The sequence below is a fragment of the Streptomyces sp. NPDC006365 genome (assembly GCF_042870755.1).
GTDB classification, from domain to species: Bacteria; Actinomycetota; Actinomycetes; order Streptomycetales; family Streptomycetaceae; genus Streptomyces; species Streptomyces xiangluensis.
Genome location: NZ_JBIAHS010000020.1, coordinates 187,806 through 201,418, shown reverse-complemented (window position 1 = coordinate 201,418; position 13,613 = coordinate 187,806). Strand labels below are relative to the sequence as shown.

The 13,613-nt window shown below is 66.6% G+C and carries 12 protein-coding genes and 1 pseudogene; 6 read left to right on the top strand and 7 right to left on the bottom strand.

The annotated features are described in order from the left end of the window. Nucleotides 1–219: 219 nt before the first annotated feature. The gene (locus tag ACFYO0_RS38180; RefSeq protein ID WP_388685613.1) at nt 220–804 is read left to right on the top strand and encodes a TerD family protein; all 585 of its coding nucleotides are present in this window, start codon (nt 220–222) and stop codon (nt 802–804) included. 198 nt (nt 805–1,002) lie between these two features. Here ACFYO0_RS38180 and ACFYO0_RS38175 read toward each other — a convergent pair whose 3' ends face one another. Then, entirely contained in the window at nt 1,003–1,392 is a 390-nt protein-coding gene (locus ACFYO0_RS38175; RefSeq protein ID WP_388685610.1) for a hypothetical protein, read from the bottom strand. A gap of 202 nt (nt 1,393–1,594) precedes the next feature. Here ACFYO0_RS38175 and ACFYO0_RS38170 point away from each other — a divergent pair, with 202 nt between their 5' ends. After that, nucleotides 1,595–1,834, top strand: coding sequence for a hypothetical protein (locus ACFYO0_RS38170; RefSeq protein WP_388685609.1), 240 nt, complete (start codon nt 1,595–1,597; stop codon nt 1,832–1,834). 145 nt (nt 1,835–1,979) lie between these two features. Here ACFYO0_RS38170 and ACFYO0_RS38165 read toward each other — a convergent pair whose 3' ends face one another. Next, nucleotides 1,980–2,333, bottom strand: a complete 354-nt coding sequence (locus ACFYO0_RS38165; protein ID WP_388685607.1) for a YrdB family protein — start codon at nt 2,331–2,333, stop codon at nt 1,980–1,982. A 171-nt stretch (nt 2,334–2,504) separates the two neighbouring features. Here ACFYO0_RS38165 and ACFYO0_RS38160 point away from each other — a divergent pair, with 171 nt between their 5' ends. Next, the gene (locus ACFYO0_RS38160) at nt 2,505–5,648 is read left to right on the top strand and encodes a DUF3427 domain-containing protein (RefSeq protein WP_388685605.1); all 3,144 of its coding nucleotides are present in this window, start codon (nt 2,505–2,507) and stop codon (nt 5,646–5,648) included. 506 nt (nt 5,649–6,154) lie between these two features. Here ACFYO0_RS38160 and ACFYO0_RS38155 read toward each other — a convergent pair. Further along, nucleotides 6,155–6,532: a MerR family DNA-binding transcriptional regulator gene (locus tag ACFYO0_RS38155; RefSeq protein WP_388685603.1), complete on the bottom strand. Its 378-nt coding sequence runs from the start codon at nt 6,530–6,532 to the stop codon at nt 6,155–6,157. Nucleotides 6,533–6,608: 76 nt separating this feature from the next. Here ACFYO0_RS38155 and ACFYO0_RS38150 point away from each other — a divergent pair, with 76 nt between their 5' ends. Further along, nucleotides 6,609–7,337, top strand: coding sequence for an SDR family oxidoreductase (locus tag ACFYO0_RS38150; RefSeq protein WP_388685600.1), 729 nt, complete (start codon nt 6,609–6,611; stop codon nt 7,335–7,337). A gap of 97 nt (nt 7,338–7,434) precedes the next feature. Here the strand turns inward: ACFYO0_RS38150 and ACFYO0_RS38145 are convergent. Beyond that, nucleotides 7,435–7,578 (bottom strand): annotated as a pseudogene (locus tag ACFYO0_RS38145) (IS630 family transposase); the annotation flags it as partial. A gap of 302 nt (nt 7,579–7,880) precedes the next feature. Next, nucleotides 7,881–8,552, bottom strand: a complete 672-nt coding sequence (locus tag ACFYO0_RS38140) for an ATP-binding protein (protein ID WP_388685599.1) — start codon at nt 8,550–8,552, stop codon at nt 7,881–7,883. Between the two features lie 201 nt (nt 8,553–8,753). Between ACFYO0_RS38140 and ACFYO0_RS38135 the strand changes: the two genes are divergently transcribed. Further along, a complete protein-coding gene (locus tag ACFYO0_RS38135) occupies nt 8,754–9,599 on the top strand; it encodes a helix-turn-helix domain-containing protein (RefSeq protein ID WP_388685596.1) in 846 nt (281 codons plus the stop codon). Next, nucleotides 9,599–9,784, top strand: coding sequence for a DUF397 domain-containing protein (locus tag ACFYO0_RS38130; protein WP_388685595.1), 186 nt, complete (start codon nt 9,599–9,601; stop codon nt 9,782–9,784). Before ACFYO0_RS38135 ends, ACFYO0_RS38130 begins: the two co-directional genes overlap by 1 nt. A 343-nt stretch (nt 9,785–10,127) precedes the next feature. On the opposite strand, the gene ACFYO0_RS38125 is transcribed toward ACFYO0_RS38130, so the two are convergent. Together ACFYO0_RS38125 and ACFYO0_RS38120 are read right to left on the bottom strand one after the other, a co-directional pair. Continuing rightward, nucleotides 10,128–10,973 carry an intradiol ring-cleavage dioxygenase gene (locus ACFYO0_RS38125; RefSeq protein ID WP_388685592.1) on the bottom strand — a complete coding sequence of 282 codons (846 nt, stop codon included), beginning with the start codon at nt 10,971–10,973 and terminating at the stop codon, nt 10,128–10,130. A gap of 529 nt (nt 10,974–11,502) precedes the next feature. Beyond that, nucleotides 11,503–13,593, bottom strand: a complete 2,091-nt coding sequence (locus ACFYO0_RS38120; RefSeq protein WP_388685590.1) for a hypothetical protein — start codon at nt 13,591–13,593, stop codon at nt 11,503–11,505. Nucleotides 13,594–13,613 lie beyond the last annotated feature (20 nt).

The window sequence follows — 13,613 nt, the reverse complement described above, 5'->3', positions numbered from 1 at the left end:
GCCACAAGCGGCAGAAGATTGAAAGCCACACCCGACGCCCCTGGGTGGGCCAACCATACGAAGGGCTCGCCCGGTCCCGTAGAACAACGTAGGGAGGATTGAGCGGTCAGCCAACTCCGCTGACGTGACTGTCGATGCCGGACCAGGTGGAGGGAACGACGAGGGGCACAAGGCACACTTCAGGTGTTCACAGTCCCCCAACCAACAAGAGGATCAAGCATGATCACGCTCAAGAAGGAAGACGGCCCGGCGGATCTGGACGGGGTGACCCATCTGTCCATCGGGGTGTCCTGGGACCCCACCGTCGGAAGCAGCGGCGGCCTGATGGGCAAGCTCCGCCAGAAGACGGGCACCGACCTCGACCTGATCGCCATCGCCATGGCCGGGGCGGATCCGGTCCGCCTGGCCGGGCTCGACTCCCTGAACCCACTGGGCAACGGCTCGCTGGTGCACAGCGGGGACAACCAGACCGGCAAGGGTGACGGCGATGACGAGACGGTGACCGTCGAGTTCTCCAAGGTGCCGCCCAACATCACCTCCATCGTGTTCGTCGCCGCCGCGTACAAGAAGCGCAGCTCCTTCCAGAACGCGCGGAACATCAGCTTCAAGGTGTACGACGCCACGGGCGGCAGTACCCAGCAGGTCGCCGACATCTGGCCGAGCCTGCTCACCGCTGACAACGGCTGCGCAGTGGCCAAGGCGACGAGGGATGGCGCGAGCTGGAAACTCCAGGTGATCAACGAGACCGGGAAGATCAAGCAGGGGGATGAGCAGTCCCTGATGCGCTTCGCTACGAGCAAGTAGCGGAGGATCGTGCCGGCTTGGGTTCCCCGGCACACGGCCCTGTTCATCCACCGCATGCTCACCGACCGGCAGCACCCGAGCGGCCACCACCGCCAGCACGGCGGCGGTGGCCGCCGCCGTGCTCGCCACGGCCGGGGCGTGGCCGCTGGGGCTCACGGTGGCCGCGCTCGTCATCCTCATGTCACCTGACGCGCGGGCTCACCGCTGCCCTTCCCGCAGGTACAAATCCCCCAGGCGGGAGGGAAAGAGGCGGGTCACCACCCAGAGCTTGGGATCGGCGGGCAGCGCCGCGAAGGCGCAGCCGAGGCCCACGAGGGCGCTCAGCACCGTCGAGCTGGTCGCCAGGAGCGCGGTGTGCGCGTCGCGCGCCTGGTAGCCGCCGGAAGTGGTCTGCACGTGTCGCTCCGCGCCGTGGCGACCGTCGTCCCAGGCGAGACTGGCGTAGTCGTCCACGACTCGGCCGTCGTCGGAGACGAACTTACCGGTGCAGATCTGACGCGCGCCGCCTTTGGCCTCGGGCCCCTCGTGGCATTCGCGCACGGTCAGCGTCCCCGAGGCGCCGGTCCAGCCGAGGACGGAAGTGGTCAACGAGCCCAGCACGGCGGTCGCACCGAAGCACGCCAGCGCCGCACACCACCACGCGGCCAGCCGCCACGGACTCTTGGGTCGTATACCGACGGGCCGGCGCCCGCGTCCGCTCCCACGCGCGTTTCGTCTCGCCCTCGCCACGGCCTCCCCGTTCCGGCTGTCCTCCGCCAGCCAGGAGCAGCGTACGACGGGACCCGCATCAATGGCCGAGCCCATCCGGCAGCTCATCGAGTGCGTCAAAGACCCCCTGAAGGGCCAGTTGGCGCTGGAACGGCACACCCTGAAGGGCCAGACGGCGCGGGAACGGCACGGAGGCCGCACACCCACGGGCCGCATCCTTCAAGCCGCCGACTCCCCACGCAGACCATCCGCAACTCATGCCGTGTCCCCGGGCGACGGCCCCGAACTCGACGCATACGTCCTGGAACACCTTCAGACGTAACGGCACGAGCCGGACACTCGCACGACCGACCTGCAACACGCTCGCACGTCACTCAGCGACCTCATCGACGCTTCCATACGAGCGTCCCAGACCGCGCACTCGCCCACCTGAACCAACTCCAGGGCACCCCTCTTGCCGGTCGGTGTTACTCACCGCCACGCAACGACGTGATCACGGCCGTATCGAGAACCACGACGACGCCGAACCACAGGGCGAGACTGCGGTGCCCCATCGAGGCCAGCGCCACGACAGCCGCTCCGAACACCAACGCCTTGACAGCGAGCACGCCCACCAGGGGCAGAGTGAAGGAGGCGCGGGGCGCGGCAAACGCCCCCCAGACGACGGCCGCGAGCAGCGGAGCGGCCAGCCCCAGGGCTATGGACGCCATCCGCGAGCCGGGCCGAGTGAACCCCCACCAGGCCAGGGCCGCGAGCGCTGCCAGTTCCAGGGCGAAGGCGAGCCCTTCGGCGGCCCAGGCGAGGGGTGCGGGGATGGTCATGGAGTGTGGCCTCCGTGGCTCGGTCATGAGTGGGGCACGACATCCCAGCCCCCGTGACGCGGTCGCGCCTTCTCTCACTGCCCACGGGGGTCGCTTGCGACTCGCGCACCCGATTGTCAGTAACTGCTGTTAGAACAGAGCCCTACCGTCGTGAGAATCGAAGGAGCATCGGTGGCAGAACCGGGGGATCTGAGGCAGCCAGTCGCAGGCGTCTACGAGCAGCTCATTACGCGCAGCTTGCACGGTGAGATAGAGCGACTCGAAGAGGCGGGCTGGAAGGCCATCGATGCGGAGGTCAGCGCGGAATCGTCCCCGCACGTGTTGGCTCGCTATATCGGTGAGGCCGTCGGACGCAGGCTGAGCCAGCTCCCCCACGACAAGCAAGTCGCCACTGCGAACCAGATCCTTGAGTCACTGGCCGCGAGCGCGCCCGATCCGGAAGAGACCGTCGGCGCCATCGTCGAGGGTCCACGGCAGCTCCTGACCCTGGCAGAGCGGGAAGCTCCGGGTGTCTACGCCCTGCGCCCTCTCACGCCCCTCTCGGAAACCTCATTGATCACAAACTCCTCGGATGACCCCAGCCTGGGCGCGGAGTTGAGGGCCGAGCTTGCCACCGCAGACCGCATCGACCTTCTCTGCGCTTTCGTGAAGTGGTACGGCATCCGCGTCCTCGAGGACTCGCTGCGCGCCGCGAAGGAGCGAGGCGTGCCGATCCGCGTCATCACGACGACCTACATAGGCGCCACTGATCGGCTCGCGCTCGACCGCCTTGTCCGCGACTTCGGCGCCGAGGTAAAGGTCAACTACGAGATCCGCTCTACGCGGCTGCACGCGAAGGCGTGGCTGTTTCGACGCAACAGTGGTTTCGACACCGCGTACGTCGGCAGCTCGAACTTGTCCAAGGCCGCGCTGCTTGATGGCTTGGAGTGGAATGTACGGCTGTCATCGGTCGCCACCCCCGCGGTGCTCGACAAGTTCGAGGCGACCTTTGACGCGTACTGGAACGACAGCGCCTTCGAGTCATACGACCCCGACGACGATGGTGAACGTCTCGATCGAGCCCTGGCTCAGGCGGGCGGCTCCGGCTCCCCGAGCGACTTGAAGATCAACCTCTCCGGGCTCGAGGTGCATCCCTTCCCTCACCAGCGGGACATGCTCGAGCGTCTTCGCGTAGAGCGCGAAATCCGCGGCCGAAACCGCAACCTCCTGGTCGCTGCCACCGGTACCGGCAAGACGGTGATGGCGGCCCTGGACTATCGAGCACTGCGCAGAAAGTTCGGCAACGGAAATCCGAGGCTGCTGTTCGTCGCCCACCGCAAGGAGATCCTCAAGCAGTCCCTGCGTACGTACCGCGAAGTGCTCGACGACGCATCCTTCGGTGAGCTTCTTTACGGCGGCGAAGACCCCCGCGCCTGGAACCACATCTTCGCGAGCGTCCAGTCGCTCAACGTCCAGCGGCTGGAGCAACTCGCTCCCGACCACTTCGACTTCATCGTCATCGACGAGTTCCATCACGCCACAGCCGCCACCTACCGCCGCGTTATCGACCACTTCGAGCCGAAGGAACTGCTGGGCCTCACCGCCACCCCCGAGCGAATGGACGGGCGGAGTGTGCAGGACGAGTTCTTCGAGGGACGCATCGCAGCGGAGATGCGCCTCTGGGAGGCGCTCGAGAACGATCTACTGTGCCCCTTCCACTACTTCGGCATCCCAGACGGCACGGACCTGACCAACATCGGTTGGCAGAGGGGCACTTACGCAGATCGCGACCTCGGCAACCTCTATACGGGCAACGACGCGCGCGCCCGCATCGTGGTCAAACAAATCCGGGACAAGGTCTCCAATCCGGGAGCCATGCGTGCCCTGGGCTTCTGCGTCGACAAGAAGCACGCGCACTTCATGGCCGACTTCTTCCGCAAGGCAGGCTTCCAGGCGGCGGCACTCGACAGCGACTCGCCGGCTGCCGTACGAGCGCAGGCGCTGGCTGACCTACGCGACGGCAAGCTTCAAGTGATCTTCTCCATCGACCTGTTCAACGAGGGTCTCGACATCCCTGACGTCGACACTCTGCTCCTCCTGCGCCCTACAAACAGCGCCACGGTCTTTCTCCAACAGCTGGGCCGAGGCCTACGCAGGACGGAAACGAAGCCGGTACTCACCGTCTTGGACTTCATCGGCCAGCATCGGGCGGAGTTCCGCTTCGAGGAGCAGTTCCGGGCCCTGACGAACCTCTCTCGGAACCGACTCGTCGACCACATCGAGCGTGACTTCCCCCAGCTTCCCTCCGGCTGCCAGATCATCTTGGAGGGCGTTTCCAAGGATCTCGTCCTCGACAACATCCGCACCCAACTGGGTGCCACCATCAAGACCTTGGTGACCGAAGCCAAGGCGTACAGCACACCGCGCCTTGCGGACTACCTCCGCGAGAGCCGCCGCGAAATCAAGGAGCTCTACAAGAGCGACAACTCGTGGACGACGGTCCTCCGCAAGGCGGGCCTCGTCGAAGGCCCGGCTCCTTCAGGAGAATCAGCACTACTCAAGCGCGTCCACGCGTTCCTGCACGTCGACGACCACGAGCGCGCCCACGCCTACCTTCGCCTGCTCGCCGACGACACCCCTGCGTACGAGACTCTGACTCCCACGGACCAGATGTACGCCCGCATGCTTTTCTTCAACCTGTGGGACAACGCCGGGGGATTCTCCAGCTTCCAGCAAGGCCTCGAATCACTGCGCTCCCAGCCGGTGTTCCGCGACGAACTTCGGCAGGTGCTGTCGTACGTCATCGAGCAGGCCGACCACTTCCCGATTCCCCTGTCGGGGCCCCATAGCCACGTCCCTTTGAAGGTCCACAGCGCCTACAACCGCTCCGAGATACTGGCCGCTCTCGGCGTGGCCCGCTTCGGTGGCCAGATGCCCAGATCCTTCGCCCAGGGGGTCCTGTGGGTCGAGGACCTCCAAACCGACGCCATGCTCATCACCCTGGAGAAGAACGAGAAGGACTTCTCCCCCACCGTCCGCTACAAGGACTACGCACTGAGCCCCACGCTCTTCCACTGGGAATCACAGAACGCCACCGCAGAACTTTCCCGCATGGGCCTCCGCTACCAGCATCACGCCCAACAGGGCAGTCATATCCTCCTGTTCATGCGCCGCTACAAGAACAACGACATCGGCAAGTCCGAGCCGTGGATGCTCCTGGGCCCGGCCACGTACGTAGAACACACCGGCAGCAGGCCGATGGCGATCACATGGCGACTGAGGCATGAGCTTCCAGCTGACGTGTGGACGTATTCGGCCATCGCAGCTGGCTACTGAGGTTGAACTCGTGGTGCCGTAGAGGCTGACGGCTGGCCGTGGGCCGCGGTATCACCGGAGGCACGCGGTATGCACAAGGGGGCGGGCTGACCGCCGAACGTCAGCGGTTCTTGATCCCCAGATCGGCGGCAACCGACCTGATCATTGCCCCGGGCCGCGACTGGTACAGCGCGACCGCGTCCGCCTTGAACTGCGGCGGATTGTTCTTCATGACCACGAGATGTCCGTTCTCAGATCCTCAGGATCCAGTGTCTCGTGTGTCCAACATCAGGGGTCAAGGCCTTCCATCGCATGGCCGCACTGCACCGTCCTGCAGCTGACCAGCAAACCTGACGGCCTACGACCGGAAAGACCTTGGAGAACCAGACCACCGCGCTGGTCTCCGCCCTGCCCGAACACCGAAAATCGCGTCGGCCGCCCGACAACAGTTCCCCCTCAACGACTCCTCATCGCCCCAACCAAGACAGCGAGGTTAGATCGCTGATGAGACGTCTGGCCGACCGCGCCTACGGGTGCGTGTCCGTGATCGCGATGACCTCGTCGAGGTGGTCCAGGGCGGCCTGCAGGTCGTCGATCTTGGCCTGGATGCGCTCGCGCTCGGCTCGCAGCATGGCTCGTTGCTGGGCGTCGGTGTGCCCGGAGTCCCAGCACGGCAGGAGTTCGGTGATCCTTCGGCTGGTGAGGCCGGCGGCGAACATCTGCTGGAAGAAGCGGACCAGGGGGATGGCGTCCTGCCGGTACAGGCGCTGGCCGGACGGGCTGCGCTCCGCGATGAGCAGCCCTTGTTGCTCGTAGTAGCGCACGGCGCGCACTGAGACGCCGGCACCTCGTGCCACCTCGCCGATGCGGATCAACCGCTCGGCTGCGGCCACTGTGACAGTCATGGTGATTCCTCCCACCCCTGGCCCTGACGACCAGCACTTGCCTCTGACGCTAGCGTCAGGTTTTAGCGTACGGGCCATGGATATCAACAACTCCGTCGCCCTTGTCACCGGAGCCAACCGCGGCCTGGGCCGCGCCTTCACCCAGCGCCTGCTCGAACAGGGCGCCCGCAAGGTCTACGCGACGGCCCGCCGACCGGAGACCGTGGACCTGCCCGGGGTCGAGGTGCTGCCCCTCGACATCGCCGATCCCGCATCCGTGAGGGCCGCCGCCGAGGCCGCCCCGGACGTCTCGCTACTCATCAACAACGCGGGAATCAGTACGGGGACCGACCTGGTGACCGGTTCGCTGGACGCAGTGCGGCACGAGCTGGAGACCAACATGTTCGGCCACCTGGGAATGATCCGGGAGTTCGCGCCGGCGCTCGCCAGGAACGGCGGGGGCGCGATCGTCAACGTCCTCTCCGCCATGTCGTGGTTCGGGGTCAAGGGCGCCAATGCCTACCACCTGACTAAGGCCGCCGCCTGGGCCATGACCAACGGCGTCCGCCTGGAGCTCGCCGAGCAGGGCACGCTCGTCACAGCGGTACACCTCGGCCTGGCCGACACCGACATGGCGGCGGGCTGGCCCGTGGACAAGATCGCTCCGTCGGACCTGGCCGACGCGGCGCTCGACGGTGTTGAGGCGGGCTCCGCCGAGGTCCTCGCCGACCAGTGGAGTCGGGACGTCAAGTCCCGTCTGCCGCTGACGCCGGAAGAGTTCAACGCCGCAATGGACCGCGCCCTGGCGGCACTGATGGCGGCCTGAGGGGCCCCTCGGGCCGCACGGACTTCGGTCGGCTGCTTCTCCATCGGCCTCTCGAACTCCTCTACTTGAGGTCGAACTCGTGGTGTCGTGTCGCTGATCAGGCGGGTCCGATGGTCAGGCCGGTCTCGGCGAGGCAGCCGTCTATGAGGTGACTGCGGTCCTGGATGAGGCGTAAGCCGCGTCGGATGCGCTGGTCGAGGTGTTCGGGGTAACCGAAGGCGACGTTGGAGAGCCATCCGCGTCCGCCGCCTGGAGCCGTAACTCCTCACGAAACTGCTCATCATGGCTCGCCTCGCCGAACTCGCGAACTGGCGGGTTGAGGAGATATCGGTTGCGCGTGGCGTACGGCGTCGCGTAACGAACTCCCGCTTCTCCGAGAAATTGTTGTAACGCTCTCGCCCGCGTAGAGCTCCCTATCACGATCTTGTTGAGGTGCCCTGGTCGGGCGGTCGGTGGAATCGCCTGAACCGTACTTCGCATGACGAGTATGCAGTGGCACCGCCATTGAGACGGCGCCACTCATCGTCGTTCAAGGGGCCCCGGTCAAGCCGAATGTCCGTGGCCTTCAGCGATCTCCGCTTCGAAGTGGATCTGGGCGCGGTCAAGCGCTTCGTCCGCGTCGCATCCGTGCGCCCGGAGCCAGTGGAGGAGATCAGCGATCATGGCAATCGCCGCTACCTCCGCGACAGTTGCGGTCAGAGCGTGTGACCTTGCGGCCTGCGGGAGCTTCGTTCTTCCGTTCCCGTACAGGCGAAGCATCGCCTCGACTCGGGTTACGCGGGTGCCTCCGCAGTGTCCGTTAGCAGAGGCCAGTCCCGTCTCCAGTTCGCACCAAGTCACCTTCCGATCGGCGCGGAGTTGGACTCCCCAGTGGTCGGCGGTGGCGTCGACGAGGGCCATGCCGCGCCCGTTCTCGGAGTCGGAGCCCGCGTGGACGAGCGTGGGCAAAGCGCGCGTATCGGGGTCGTGGACTTCAATACGCAGGCGAGCACCGCTCATCGATACGGCGAGCGTCGTTGGGGTTCCGACGCCCACGTGAGTGATGACGTTGGACGCCAGCTCGCTGACGCAGAGTTGAGCCGCGTCGATCACCTCATGCAAGCCCCACAGCCCCAAGTGCAGCCTCATGATGCGACGCAGACCTGCGATCTCCTCGGGCTCGGCTACGAAGGAGAGATCCCACGGCTTCCTCAGCAGTCCAGCGATGCAGTCCATATTTCAACTCCCTTGGAGAACGTCGAGTTGCAGTAGGCAATCGACTACACACCGAGAGTTGCATTGAAACTCTCAAAATGGAACTCTCATATTGCTTCGATGGAAGCACGCCACGATCCGCGCGCCCCCGGCGCGCACCACCTTGCCGATGCGGTTGGGCAACCCCCACGATCTGACAGGTCGACATGAAGGGCCTTGAACATGGCAGGCGGACCCACCACTCGCAGGCGCCAGTTGGGCGCTGACCTGCGTCGCCTTCGCGAGCTCAAAGGCCTCACCCTGGAGGAGGCGGGCACGCGTGTCGGCATCTCAAAGGCGACGTTGAGCCGCTACGAGACCAAGGAAGGCTCGGTCAAGTGGCCTGCTGTGGATGCCCTTTGTCGTGAGTACGGCGCCTCGGACGAGGAACGACTTGCCCTGGTCGAGCTAGCAAAAGGTGCCAAGATCCAGGGCTGGTGGCGGTCGCTCGCCGATCCCATCCCCGAGTCAATGAACCTCATGCTCACGCTCGAAGACGAGGTGGTGCGGGAGGACCACTACGCCTGCATGTACATCCCTGGCCTCCTCCAGACCCGGGCCTACGCCGAGGCAGTTCACCGAGCCTCGGAAATGCGGTGTCCCGAAAGGGAAGTGCAGCACATGGTCGACATCCGCATGAAGCGGCAGGAGCTCCTTCAGCGGGAGGATCCACCGCACATCTGGTGCGTGATCGACGAGGCGGCGATCCGGCGCACGGTCGGTGGACCTGAGGTCATGCGTGAACAGCTTCGCCACCTGCTGACCGTGTCAGAGCTGCCCCACGTGACCGTACAAACTCTCCCGTTCTCAGCCGGAGCTCATGCGGCGGCAGTTGGGAGCTTCGTCGTCCTGGGAGGGCAGACTCCTGAACTGGATGTCGTGTACGTGGACATCCTCGGCGGTGGCCTCTTCATGGAGAAGCCCGAGGAACTGGAGCGTTATAGGTTGGCGTTCCAATACCTCCGCGCACAGGCGCTCGACCTCGAGTCCTCTGTGACGCTGATCCATCGCATAAGCCAGGAGTCGTGATGGCCGTACGGTCCGAGTCCCGCTGGTTCAAGTCCTCGTACAGCGGTGGCAGCGGCACTGAATGCGTAGAGGCCGCCTTCGTACCGGCCGGTGTGCTGGTACGGGACTCCAAGCAGCCGGAGGGACCTCACGTCGCGATATCGGCGGAGGCATGGGGCAAGTTCGTGGCCGCGCGGCTGGGCTAGGCCCTTCGGAAGGCTGCACCCTGCGAGCGGGGAGGTCGGCACCGGCCCGCGCAAAGTTCGCGTGGCCCAGATGGAAGTCCCCGAGCATGAGACGGTGATCGAATTCCCTCGCCGCATGATGCCGTTCTTCCCGGAGGTGACCGGTGGGAGCGGAACCGACGCTTGAGCAGCGGCTCAGGAGCTGCCGACGCTCGGCCGTCCACCACCGTGCGCCTGCCCTCGCTGCAGGGAGCAGCGAGGGAGCGCCAGCGCTGGGCCGCTCACCCCGCCATGGGCTGCGAGCCGGAGATCCTGGATGTGGAGCGGCTGCGGAATGAACCGCGAGCCGTTCATCTGTGACGGGTCACACCGGAACCGACAGCGTCGCGGTGTACCCCTGCTCGACGCTGCCGGTGACCGTCGCGAGCTGCTGGTCGTAGCCGTCGCTGAAGATCATGTCCGACTCCAGGGAGAGCTCGCTGAGGTTGCTCACGCTCTCGCTGTAGCCGTCGGTGGCGTACACCGTGTCGCTCACGTCCTTCGGCAGCGCGAGTTGCGAGGTGTTCGTGATGGACCTGGCCGCCGTGGCGTCGGCCAGGCTGCCGTAGACCTCGAAATGGACGTGCGGCCAGCGACCCGGGTAGCAGCCGGGGAAGATGCTCTTGAACGTGACCTGTCCCTTGTCGTCCGCCTCCTGGACGCCGCGCAGATAGTTCTCGTCCGTCACGCCGTCGTTGTACAGGGAGTACCTGCCCTCCCGGTCGCATTGCCAGATGTAGACGGCGGCGCCCTTCTTGGGGGTGCCGCAGCCGGAGGCGGCGTCCACCACCGTGAGCGTGATCGTCAGGGGCACGCCCTCGGCGGTACCCCCCGCGGAGTCGCCGAAGCTCTTCGTGATGTCGCTGCGGACGACACCGCTCTCCCGCAGGACGTTCACGCCGTTGGAACCGTCGCCGGGGAAGGGGCCTTCGGTCTCCTCGGGGATCGTCTCGCACTGAACGGGCGACGACGCGGACGACGGGGAGGACGACGACGGGGAGGGCGACGGGGACGAGGACGCCGAGGTCTCCTCCTCGGAAGTGCAGCCCACCAGCGGCACCAGGCTCACCCCCGCCAGCAGCCGTACCATTCGGCGACGGGCGAGAAGGGGGAGGTCGTGGGAGAGGCCCCGGTCGTGCTCGTGCACTTCTTCCCGGTGGTGTGCGTTCATGACGACAGACGGTATGAGCCGGTTGCTGTTGGGCACCAGGCATCTGGGCTGTCGGTCCCCTACCGATCGACTGTCAATTGCCTGTCACAGGGCTTGGGTCATGGTCCTCGATCGAGACTGGTGAGGTCATCGGGCTCGCGGCGGCATGAGGGGCGGCGGTGCAGGGAGGCGATCAACGCGGTCTGGGACAGGATCGCGTACGCGGCCAGTTGTAAGAATCCTGATCTGCAGCCGAAGGGAGGGCGCGGTGACCAGTTCAGTCCCGTGGCAACAGCGGACTCCAAGCGGCCGGAGGGTCCTTTTCGCATGGTGACGCGATGCAGTGCCGGGAATGCGCCTGGGCATGGTTCGGCGGTGTCCCGCCCCCAGGTGGGCGGGACACCCGCAGCACGCGATCGGCTCAGGAAGTGGTCAGTTCGTAGAAGCCTCTGCCGAACGTCGCGGCCACCAGGCGGCGGTGTCCCGCGTCGTACTCGATGTCGTCGACCGGGACCTGCGGCATGCCGCGGCTCGTTGTAGGGCGCCCTGGTCAGTCGCCGTTACCGCCCGGCTCATCGGGGTCGTACAGGTCCACGGGCCGTGCCTCCCCGGCGTACGCGACCACCTCCGTACCGCCGGTGGCCTCCGACGTGCAAGTGAGAAGCATCGTCGGGGAGGTGTGCGCGGCCAGGAGACCCGCACGGCCGTCGCAGTCGGCCACCGGGGCCACGGGGGACGTCTGGGTGTCGGTGACCGTGAACTCGTTCTCGCCCTCGATGGTTTCGGAGACGGCGTGGACGCGGCCCGAAGTGCCCAGCACCAGCAGGCCGTTGGTGCGCTGGCTGTCACTGTTGATGTCGTGTACGTCGTCGACGGCGAAGGCCACTGCCGGGTCACTGTCCGGTAGTTGGACGACCAGGGTGTCCGACGGGTCGCGGTAGTGGTCGGACACGACGAGCATGCCCTCGCGGTGCGGGAGTACGAAGCCGCTCTTCGCGACCACAGGCTGGGTGCCCTCCCGGAGCGCCGATGGGCGCTCCGGCCAGCGTTGCCACTTCACCATGGGGTCGCCCGGGTACGGATCGGGGTCGAGGACGGCCCACCATGCCCCGCGGGCGTCGTCGGCGCATCCTTCGAAGAGCACCAGGAACCTGGAGCGCGTGGACACGGTTGCCGTGGCAGTCCCGTCCCGCCGGCACTCGGCCGGGACGGGCTCGGACATCTGGGGAGTCCCGTACAGCAACGGCGTTGTCTCGCCCTCCTCTTCGTGATCCATGAGTCCGAAGCTGCGGATCTGCTCCGCTCCGCAGTCGTGGGTGACCATCGCCTGCCCCCACTCCAGATACTCACCGTGGACCAGGCGGCCGCAGGCTCCGTCGTCGAACCCCATCGCGGCCGCGCGGCCGTCGCTGTTCCGCACGGCCAGCACATGCTCCTTGGGAGTCATGAGATATGAGTGGTCCTGGAGCGGCAGCGGCACCAGCCGGGGCAGTCGGCCCCGGTCGTCCAGCGTGTAGCGGGTGGAGGTGAGGAACCACCACCTCTCGCCGTCCTTGGGACCGTAGACGTTCGTCTGCTCGCTGAGGTGAGGGGACGACAGCAGCAAGCGTCCCCGTACCGAGCCGTCGAACGCGTCCAGCGTGGTGACGGAGTTGCCGACCAGGACGAGGACGGCGCATCCCTCGCCGACGCCGACCTGGTTGATCGTGGCGTACCGGGTCTTCGGGACGGTGTAGCGCCAGCGCTGCTCGCCGGTGCGGGCGTCGGCTCCGACCACGGAGGGGCCGTCGGGGTCGAGGTCGTCGTCGATCCCGACGACGGTGCCGCGGTTGTACTCGTCCCAGCGGCCTGCCTTGTGCTCGCCCTTCCGCTCGCAAGTACTCAGTGCGACGGGGCTGTCGAACGCCCGCTCCCAGGCCCGCTGTGACGGCACGCCCTTTGGCCACTCGGTCGGCGAATACGTATTGATCGCACCGTCGTACCACCGCTCCTCCGGTACGGCGTCCACCTTCTGGCGCGGCAGCGTCAGCGTCTCCCGATCGCCCCGCACCAGCGCCGCTCCCAGCGACCCGGCACCGGACAGCAGCCCGCCCAGCAGACAGCCGGCGATCAGTGTCGCCATCACCTGCCGGATCCGGCGCCGTACTGTGCCCGCGCGCCCGGCAGCCGCGTCCGCGATGCCGAACCAGGGCCTGCGCCGTAGGCCGAGCGGGACGCACAGCAGAACGACCGCGGCGCACATCAGCGCGAGGGCCAGGGGAGCGGCAGGCCGTAACTCCAGGCTGGGCGGCAGGATCCGCGCCCGCTCCGGACGCTCCCACGTCAGATACGCCACCAGGCCGATGAGTCCCGCCGAAGCCGCCAGCCCGCCCGCAGCGAGCGCCCCGGCCCGCCGCCCCATCGACAGTACGAGGACGACGGCGGCGCCGGCTGCCAGGGCACGCGGGAACCAGTGCGCCGACCCGAAGTCGTCAGCCTGCGCGGCGCTCAGCCCGTCCGTCAGCGGAAACGCCGCGTACCAGGCGAGTACGACGGCACAGCCGAGCGCGAGTGCGTGGAGGAGGCGGGCGGGGCGGGGGACGGAACCGTCGGGCTCCGTCCCCCTCTCCTCTTCAGCCTGCTCCTTGTCGAGTCCAGCCATCGCACCCCCCGTACAGCGAC

Coding starts and splice junctions, on each gene's coding strand:
- ACFYO0_RS38180 (WP_388685613.1), top strand. CDS start 220: ATGATCACGCTCAAGAAGGAAGACGGCCCGGCGGATCTGGACGGGGTG.
- ACFYO0_RS38170 (WP_388685609.1), top strand. CDS start 1,595: ATGGCCGAGCCCATCCGGCAGCTCATCGAGTGCGTCAAAGACCCCCTG.
- ACFYO0_RS38165 (WP_388685607.1), bottom strand. CDS start 2,333: ATGACCATCCCCGCACCCCTCGCCTGGGCCGCCGAAGGGCTCGCCTTC.
- ACFYO0_RS38155 (WP_388685603.1), bottom strand. CDS start 6,532: ATGACTGTCACAGTGGCCGCAGCCGAGCGGTTGATCCGCATCGGCGAG.
- ACFYO0_RS38150 (WP_388685600.1), top strand. CDS start 6,609: ATGGATATCAACAACTCCGTCGCCCTTGTCACCGGAGCCAACCGCGGC.
- ACFYO0_RS38140 (WP_388685599.1), bottom strand. CDS start 8,552: ATGGACTGCATCGCTGGACTGCTGAGGAAGCCGTGGGATCTCTCCTTC.
- ACFYO0_RS38135 (WP_388685596.1), top strand. CDS start 8,754: ATGGCAGGCGGACCCACCACTCGCAGGCGCCAGTTGGGCGCTGACCTG.
- ACFYO0_RS38130 (WP_388685595.1), top strand. CDS start 9,599: ATGGCCGTACGGTCCGAGTCCCGCTGGTTCAAGTCCTCGTACAGCGGT.
- ACFYO0_RS38125 (WP_388685592.1), bottom strand. CDS start 10,973: ATGAACGCACACCACCGGGAAGAAGTGCACGAGCACGACCGGGGCCTC.
- ACFYO0_RS38120 (WP_388685590.1), bottom strand. CDS start 13,593: ATGGCTGGACTCGACAAGGAGCAGGCTGAAGAGGAGAGGGGGACGGAG.